A 6,942-nucleotide genomic window follows, 5' to 3' on the forward strand; every position below is an offset into this window, starting at 1 on the left:
TAGCCGCGCAGGGCGCCCCCGTCCTTCTGCCCCAACTTCAACGCTATTGGTCGTCAGTGTCGTGGGTCAAAAAATTCGACAACCTCGTCAGGTATCGAATCGATCGGAAATGGCGCCGGGCCATGACAAGGTGCAGCTCCGCGTTGATCGATTGAGGTCTGGCGTCATGAACGCGCCCCAGTCGCCGTCCGCGTGAAGGCAATCAATGCTGTGTGCGTGCAACGCTTCTGTTGCTGGATCGGCATCGCGGTGTTAGTCTGCCCGTCCCGAAAATTGTTCACTGCGCAATGCCAGCGAACAATCGCACGAGAAATCCGATGAAACAGTTCTCAACCTCGCAAGACGTCTCGACGATCCGCACCGCTGCGGCGGATGCGTCGCGCCGTTATTGCGTCGAACTGCTTTCCTAGAGCCCCACACGTCCGGAGGCTCGGCCTCCTGAGTTCCACAAGACCCGGTAGGCCGCAAGCCACCGGGTTTTTTGTTTTTGATGACTCAATTGACGATTTGGACATGAGCCCCGAACAAGACCTCCTTTCCGTTGCACGCGCCGCATGCGCGGTGCTGTGCTTCGACTCAGTGGAGTGGTTCGTGTAGAGCCTCCAGGTCCCTGTGCGCCTGGAGGGTCCACCCTTCAGGCAGATGAGCCTGCCGGGTGGTCCACCCCGCAGGTTTTTTTTCGCCCGAACTTTCGCTTGAAGGGCGGGCATCTCGAWTTCGGCGCGCGCGCGCCGACAACCCGCCGACCGCTTCGCCTGGCCAGCGAATCGGATCGGCTTTTCACCGCAACTGGAGAAATCAAATGATGAACAACAAGGTTCATGTGAACGTCGGAACCATCGGCCACGTCGATCACGGCAAGACCACGCTGACGGCCGCCCTCACCTTCGTGCAGGCCGCGCGCATCGGCGGCCGTGCGCTGTCCTATGGACAGATCGACAACGCGAAGGAAGAGCGCGAGCGCGGCATCACGATCAACACCTCGCACGTCGAGTACGAGTCGGATCGCCGCCATTACGCGCACATCGACTGCCCGGGGCATGCCGACTACATCAAGAACATGATCACCGGCGCCTCGCAAATGGACGGCGCGATCCTGCTCGTGGACGGCACCGAAGGCGCCGCGCGGCAGACCATCGAGCACGTGCTGCTGGCGCGTCAGGTCAACGTCGGGCACATGGTGGTGTTCGTGAACAAGATGGACCTCGTTGCCGACGGCGACCGCGCAGACATCGAGCAGCTGATCGAAATGGAGATCGGCACGCTGCTGGAGGCGCACGGCTATCGCGACGCTTCGTTCGTGTTCGGCAGCGCGATGAAGGCGCTGGCCGCCGCCGAGCGCGGCGACCTCGACGGCCCGGACGTGCAATGCGTGATCGAGCTCGTGAACGCGTTGGACTCGCGCATTCCTGACCCGGTTCGCGACTACGACGGCCCGTTCATGATGCCGGTCGAAGGCGTGCACACCATCGCGGGCCGTGGCACTGTGGTCAGCGGCCGTGTCGAGCGGGGCGTGATCCGCGTCGGCGACAGCCTGGAAATCGTCGGCCTCAGCACGGCCGACGACGGCCAGGTGGTCGTCACGGGCGTGCAATCGTTCCACAAGGACGTTGCCGAAGCGCGAGCCGGCATGAACGTTGGCCTGCTGTTGCGCGGCGTCAAGCGCGACGACGTGGTGCGAGGCCAGGTGGTCGTGAAGCCGGGCGCCGTGAAGCCGTACCGGACGGGGCGTGCGCAGATCTTCGTCCTCGGCAAGGACGAAGGTGGGCGCCACACCCCGTTCGGCTCCGGCTACCAGCCGCAGTTCTTCTTCGGGCCGACCGACGTGACCGGTGTCATTCACGTCGACTCGGAGACTGGCATGGTCGAGCCCGGTGCGCAGGCGCAAATCAGCTTTGAGCTGAACAAGCCTGTGGCCATCGAGAACGGCATGCGGTTCGCGATGCGTGAAGGCGGCAAGACCGTCGGCGCAGGTGTTGTGACCGAAGTGTTCGGCTGAAGGGCCGATGCGCTGCTTGCCCTTGTCGCTTCTTTGTGAAGCGGCAAGGGCATTTTTTTGCCTGCCCTCAATCCGGCCAGTCGGGCCTGCGAAACGCATCGACCAGGAAATCAACCATGGCGCGTACTTTGGGCGTCAGGTGCTTGCGACTCGGGTACAGCGCGTAGACCCCGAGTTCGATCGAACGGTACTGCGGCAAGACCTCCACGAGCTTGCCCGAGGCCAGTAGCGCGCCCACGAGGAAGGACGGCTGCAGCACGATGCCCTGGTGGCCCATCGCGGCCGCACAGCAAGTGTCGCCACTGTTCGTGCGCATACGAGGCTGCACTGTCACGTGGACAGGGCCCTGCAGGCCCTCGAATTCCCAGTGGTCTCCCGTCGCCAGCAAGGTGTAGTTGATGACCAAATGACGCGCGATCTCGGATGGGTGCGTGGGCGTGCCATGGCGACGCAGGTATTCGGGCGATGCGCACAGGACCAGGCGCGTCGCCGCGAGCTTGCGGCTGACGAGCGATGAACTCGGCAGCCGGGCGATGCGGACGGCCAGGTCGTAGCCTTCTTCGACCAAATCGACCTGCCGGTCGGCGAGCGACACCTCGAGTGTCACCTTCGGATGCCTGTCCATGAACCGGGGCCACAGCGGCGCCAGGTGGATCAGCCCGAACGTCACCGGCGCGTTGACGCGCAATTGCCCGATGACCTCTCCCGTGTGTGTGCTGAGCTCTGCCTCAGCTTCCTCGAGGCCATCCAGCAGGCCCTTGCATCGCTCCAGGAAGACCTCGCCTTCCTGTGTCAAGGACAGCTTGCGCGTCGTCCTCTGCAGCAGCCGCGTACCGAGCCGGCCTTCCAGATCGCCTACCAGCCGGGACACCGCCGTCTTGGAAAGATTCAAGGCGTCCGCTGCACGGACGAAGCTGCCCTCGCTGATCACGCTGACGAAGGCGCGCATCTCTTGAAACTTGTCCATGCATCTATTGTCCCGGCATTCGGGATGGTGAGTGACTGCGCGGGCTGTTTATCTATCAAACCTGGACTTCTACAGTCCATTTCACCGCAGCAGTTCGCTGCCTTTCACCAGGACAGATCATGAAAGTCACCGTCATCGGCGCCGGCAATATGGGCTCGGCCTTCGTCAAGCAACTCGTCCGTGCCGGCCACCAGGTCAGCGTCACGGCGCGTGACGCCGCCAAGGCCGCCCAGGTGGCCGCGAACAACCCAGGTGCCCGAGCGGTCGCGACGTCCGGTGCCGCAGCCGGTGCCGACGTCGTCGTGCTGGCCACCGGCTATGCCGACGCCGCCGGTGCCCTGCTGGCCGTGGGTGATCTGCAGGGCAAGGTCGTCATCGACATCACCAACCCGCTGACGGCCGACTACATGGGCTTGACCCTGGGGCACAGCACATCGGCGGCTGAAGAGATTGCCAAGGCGGTTCCTGGCGCCGAAGTCGTCAAGGGTTTCAACACGGTGTTCGCCCAGGTACTGGCGGACGGCGCCAACTTCGGCAAGGGCCAGAAGGTCAGCGTCTTCATCGCCGGCGACAGCCCGCGTGCCAAGCAGACCGCCACGGCCCTGGCTGACAGCATGGGCTTCGACGTCGTCGACGCCGGTGGTCTCAAGAACGCGCGCTACCTCGAACCGCTGGCCGGCTTGAACATCTATTTCGGCTATGGCGCAGGCCAGGGCACGTCGATCGCGCCGGCCTGGATTCGCAAGGCTTGAGTCTCTTCGGCCATCGAAAGCATCGTCGACGCACAACGCTCTCAGGGTCCACCCAGAGGATCCACCAGCGGCCTGGAGTCAAGCGAATACGATGCATCACCGCCAGTCATAAGATCCCACATGGAACTCGCCGACATCGACCTGAACCTGCTGGTGACGTTTCATCAGCTGATGGTCGAGCGGCGGGTTTCGAAAGTGGCCGACAACCTTGGGCTGACGCAGCCTGCGGTGAGCAACTCGCTGGCGAAGCTGCGCCGGTTGTTCGGCGACGAGTTGTTCGTGCGAACGCCGGCGGGGATGGTGCCGACCCCGTTCGCCGAGCAACTGGCCGAGCCCGTCGGCCAGGCGCTGGCCATGATTCGCGATGGCCTCAACCGGCAGGCGCACTTCGACCCTGCCAGCATCAAACGATCGCTGACGATCGGAATGACGGACATCGGCGAGATCGTGTTCCTTCCCAAGCTGTTGGAAAGGCTCCGGCAAGAAGCGCCGGGCGTCGCGCTGAGCACCGTGCGCAACCAAGCGACCAATCTTCGTGAGGAAATGGAATCGGGGAAGGTGGATCTCGCCATCGGCCCRCTGCCCGAGCTGAAAGGCGGTTTCTTCAAGCGGCGCCTCTTCCTTCAGCGGTATGTCTGCCTTTTCCGCAAGGGGCACAAGCTGGATCGCAAGCGCATCACGCTGGCCGACTTCACCGCGGCAGAGCACCTGGTCATCGTCTCCGCGGGGACGGGGCACGGGAAARTGGACGAGCTTTTGCGAAAGGCGGGCATCGAGCGCAGCGTCCGGCTGACCGTGCCTCACTTCGTCAGTGTCGGCCACATCCTGCGTCGCATGGATCTCGTGGCCACTGTGACTGAACGGTTGGCGGACAGTCTGGTTGAGCCGTTCGGCCTCACGCATCGACCGCATCCGGTCGAACTGCCCGATGTGGCCATCAATGTGTTCTGGCACGCGAAAGTGCATCGCTCGCCCGTGCACCAGTGGTTGCGCGGGATGGTCTTCGAGCTGTTCGGCGACGATCAGACGACGACTCGTTCAGTCGACACGTAGCAGGCCCATGGCTGGCAGCCACATTCACGCTGGTGATGTGGCACATACATTCCATTGCATTGACTGATGTCAAGGCCGGACGAATGATGCGTCCCAAGTTCAACGCGTCCTTCAGAGGCGCAAAGAACGGCCGGATCCACATCAGGAGACAGTCATGCATGAATGCCCCGTCACGGTGTTTCCTCAWCGGATTCGTTGGGAGTCAGAAGGCACGAGCCGCATTCCCTTCCAGGCCTACACCGACGAGGACATCTACAAGAAGGAGCTCGAACGCTTCTTCTATGCCAATCACTGGTGCTACGTCGGGCTGGAGGCCGAGATCCCGAACGCGGGCGATTTCAAGCGCACGGTGATCGGTGAGCGTTCGGTCCTCATGGTGCGCGACAAGGATGGCCAGATCCATGTCGTCGAGAACGTCTGCGCCCACCGCGGCATGGCCTTTTGCCGCGAGCGGCATGGGAACCGCGAAAGCTTCACCTGCCCGTACCACCAGTGGAACTACACGCTGGCGGGTGACCTGCAGGGTGTGCCGTTCAGACGCGGCGTGAAGCAGGACGGCAAGGTCAACGGCGGCATGCCAGCGGATTTCAAGCCGACCGATCACGGGCTGACCAAGCTGAAGGTCGCTACGCGCGGCGGCGTGGTGTTTGCGTCCTTCGACCATGACGTCGAATCGCTCGAGGATTTTCTAGGCCCCGTGATCCTGAGCTACTTCGATCGCCTCTTCAACGGCCGACAGCTGAAGATCCTCGGCTACAACCGGCAGCGCATCCCGGGCAACTGGAAGCTGATGCAGGAGAACATCAAGGACCCGTACCACCCCGGGCTGCTGCACACCTGGTTCGTCACCTTCGGCCTCTGGCGCGCCGACAACAAGTCGAAACTGCTGATGGACGACCGCCACCGTCATGCGGCGATGGTTTCGACGCGAGGAGCAGCCGGCAAATCGGACCAGGTCACGCAGGTGTCGAGCTTCAAGGACAGCATGCAGCTGAACGATGCACGCTTCCTCGACATCGTGCCGGAACCCTGGTGGGAAGGGCCGACCGCCGTGATGACGACCATCTTCCCGAGCGTCATCTTCCAGCAGCAAGTCAACAGCGTCTCGACGCGGCACATCCAGCCAGACGGCCACGGCGCATTCGATTTCGTCTGGACCCACTTCGGCTTCGAAGACGACAGCGAGGACATGACGCAGCGGCGCCTCCGCCAGGCCAACCTCTTCGGCCCGGCGGGCTTCGTCTCTGCGGACGACGGCGAGGTCATCGAATGGTCGCAGGAAGGCTTCGAGAGCAAGCCATTCCACCGCACGCTGGCCGAGTTGGGGGGCACGGAGGTGGGCGACACCGATCACATGGTCACCGAGACCCTGATCCGCGGCATGTACGAGTACTGGCGCAAAGTGATGGAGGCGTGACCATGGACTTCAAGGACTACTTCGAACTGACGCAGCTGTACGCGGACTACGCAAGCGCCATTGATGCAGGCAACTGGGATGCTTGGCCCGAGTTCTTCATCGACGCGTGCGTCTACAAGCTGCAGCCCCGCGAGAACCATGAGCGCGGCTTTCCTCTCGCCACCCTGGCCTTCGACAGCAAGGGCATGCTGAAGGATCGTGTCTACGGCATCCGCGAGACGCTGTTCCACGACCCCTACTACCAGCGGCACGTGGTCGGCGCGCCGGTCGTGAGGAAGATCGGCGGCGACGGGCGATTCCACTGCGAAGCGAACTACGCCGTCTTTCGTACCCGGCTGTCGAAGGAGTCGACCGTGTTCAACGTCGGTCGCACGCTCGACGAGGTGGTGAGGACCCCGCAGGGCCTGAAGTTCGCATCGCGGCTGGTCATCTACGACAGCGAAATGATCCCGAACTCGCTCATCTACCCGATCTGAGAACCACCATGACGACAACGACAACCTGGATTGACGCGACCGCCGAAGACGACGTGCCACAAGACGATGTGGTCGGCATGGCCGTGGCGGGCCGGGACATTGCGCTGTACAGCGTCGACGGCCAAATCTACGCGACCGACAACGTCTGCACGCATGGCCACGCACGGCTTTGTGATGGGTTCCTCGAAGGGCACGAGATCGAATGCCCGCTCCACCAGGGCAAGTTCGACGTGCGCTCGGGCCAACCCACCTGCGCCCCGGCCACCGAGGCCTTGCGC

7 protein-coding genes are annotated in these 6,942 nt (G+C 63.1%); 6 read left to right on the top strand and 1 reads right to left on the bottom strand.

Annotated elements, in window-relative coordinates; translation table 11 throughout:
* The first annotated feature begins 802 nt into the window (after positions 1-802).
* Positions 803-1,999, top strand: coding sequence for an elongation factor Tu (gene tuf / locus AC1DYI_RS22740; protein WP_477206410.1), 1,197 nt, complete (start codon positions 803-805; stop codon positions 1,997-1,999).
* A 67-nt stretch (positions 2,000-2,066) separates the two neighbouring features.
* On the opposite strand, the gene AC1DYI_RS22745 is transcribed toward tuf, so the two are convergent.
* Positions 2,067-2,948, bottom strand: a complete 882-nt coding sequence (locus AC1DYI_RS22745) for a LysR family transcriptional regulator (RefSeq protein WP_477206411.1) — start codon at positions 2,946-2,948, stop codon at positions 2,067-2,069.
* A gap of 137 nt (positions 2,949-3,085) precedes the next feature.
* On the opposite strand from AC1DYI_RS22745, the gene AC1DYI_RS22750 reads away from it, so the two are divergent.
* From AC1DYI_RS22750 to AC1DYI_RS22770, 5 genes are all read left to right on the top strand, one after another.
* Complete coding sequence (locus AC1DYI_RS22750) at positions 3,086-3,718, top strand: NADPH-dependent F420 reductase (RefSeq protein WP_477206412.1); 633 nt, start codon at positions 3,086-3,088, stop codon at positions 3,716-3,718.
* A gap of 120 nt (positions 3,719-3,838) precedes the next feature.
* Entirely contained in the window at positions 3,839-4,771 is a 933-nt protein-coding gene (locus AC1DYI_RS22755; protein ID WP_477206413.1) for a LysR family transcriptional regulator, read from the top strand.
* A gap of 154 nt (positions 4,772-4,925) precedes the next feature.
* The gene (locus tag AC1DYI_RS22760; protein WP_477206414.1) at positions 4,926-6,188 is read left to right on the top strand and encodes an aromatic ring-hydroxylating dioxygenase subunit alpha; all 1,263 of its coding nucleotides are present in this window, start codon (positions 4,926-4,928) and stop codon (positions 6,186-6,188) included.
* Positions 6,189-6,190: 2 nt separating this feature from the next.
* Complete coding sequence (locus tag AC1DYI_RS22765; protein ID WP_477206415.1) at positions 6,191-6,664, top strand: aromatic-ring-hydroxylating dioxygenase subunit beta; 474 nt, start codon at positions 6,191-6,193, stop codon at positions 6,662-6,664.
* An 8-nt stretch (positions 6,665-6,672) separates the two neighbouring features.
* Positions 6,673-6,942 (top strand): non-heme iron oxygenase ferredoxin subunit (locus AC1DYI_RS22770; protein ID WP_477206416.1); only part of this gene is annotated, 270 nt, incomplete at its 3' end.

Source organism: Ideonella sp. P3_A4 (assembly GCF_056403075.1).

Bases quoted from the DNA above. Each gene is read 5' to 3' on its own strand.
- tuf (WP_477206410.1), top strand. From the start codon at position 803: ATGATGAACAACAAGGTTCATGTGAACGTCGGAACCATCGGCCACGTC.
- AC1DYI_RS22745 (WP_477206411.1), bottom strand. From the start codon at position 2,948: ATGCGCGCCTTCGTCAGCGTGATCAGCGAGGGCAGCTTCGTCCGTGCA.
- AC1DYI_RS22750 (WP_477206412.1), top strand. From the start codon at position 3,086: ATGAAAGTCACCGTCATCGGCGCCGGCAATATGGGCTCGGCCTTCGTC.
- AC1DYI_RS22765 (WP_477206415.1), top strand. From the start codon at position 6,191: ATGGACTTCAAGGACTACTTCGAACTGACGCAGCTGTACGCGGACTAC.